This is a genomic window from Streptomyces alkaliphilus, from assembly GCF_014141535.1.
Classification (GTDB): domain Bacteria; phylum Actinomycetota; class Actinomycetes; order Streptomycetales; family Streptomycetaceae; genus Streptomyces; species Streptomyces alkaliphilus.
In genome coordinates, this window is sequence record NZ_VKHT01001488.1 from 1 (window position 1) to 859 (window position 859).

At 74.2% G+C, this 859-nt stretch carries 1 protein-coding gene; it reads left to right on the top strand.

Annotated elements, in window-relative coordinates; all coding sequences use genetic code 11:
• Positions 1 to 42 precede the first annotated feature (42 nt).
• The coding region (locus tag FNQ90_RS25255) for an AMP-binding protein (RefSeq protein ID WP_323380180.1) at positions 43 to 859 on the top strand (817 nt) is incomplete at its 3' end.

Genomic DNA, 859 nt, shown 5'->3' on the forward strand with positions numbered 1-859 from the left:
GGGGTGGAGTGGGCGTCGGTGGGGTCGGATGATCCGGCGTATGTGATCTTCACGTCGGGGTCGACGGGTCGGCCGAAGGGGGTGGTGGTCGGTCACGGGGCGTTGGCGGCTCATGTGGCGGCGGCGCGGGAGTGCTTCGCGATCACCCCCGGGGACCGCGTGCTGTCCCTCGCCTCGCTCTCCTTCGACGCCTCGCTGGAGCAGATCCTCCCCGCCCTCACGACCGGTGCGACCGTCGTCCTGCGCCCCGACGAGATCTGGTCGGTGGAGGACCTGGCCGCCCGCGTCCGCGAACACCGGATCACCGTCACCGAACTCACCCCCTCCTACTGGGAGGAGGTCGTCGCCCGGCTCGACACCGTCGCCCCCGACCTGGCCGGTCTCCGGCTGTTGGTCACCGGCGGCGAGGCGCTGCCGGCGACACCCCTGGGCCGCTGGTTCGACCACCTCCCGGGGGTCCCCATCGTCAACACCTACGGTCCGACCGAGGCGGTCATCTCGGCCACCGCGCACCGGGTCACCGCCCCCGTCCCCGGCCGGGTGCCGATCGGCCGGCCCCTGGGCTCCCGCCGGGCCCTGGTGGTGGACCGGCGCGGACGACCGGTACCGGTGGGCGTTCCCGGTGAACTGCTGATCGGCGGGCCGGAGCTGGCCCTCGGCTACCTCGGCCGGCCCGAGCCGACGGCCGAGCGTTTCGTGCCCGATCCGTCGGGCGAACCCGGAGCCCGCGCCTACCGCACCGGGGACCTGGTGCGCCGGTTGCCCTCGGGGGACCTGGAGTTCCTGGGCCGTACCGACGACCAGGTCAAGATCCGGGGCTTCCGGGTCGAGCCCGGCGAGATCGAGGCCGTCCTGGCCG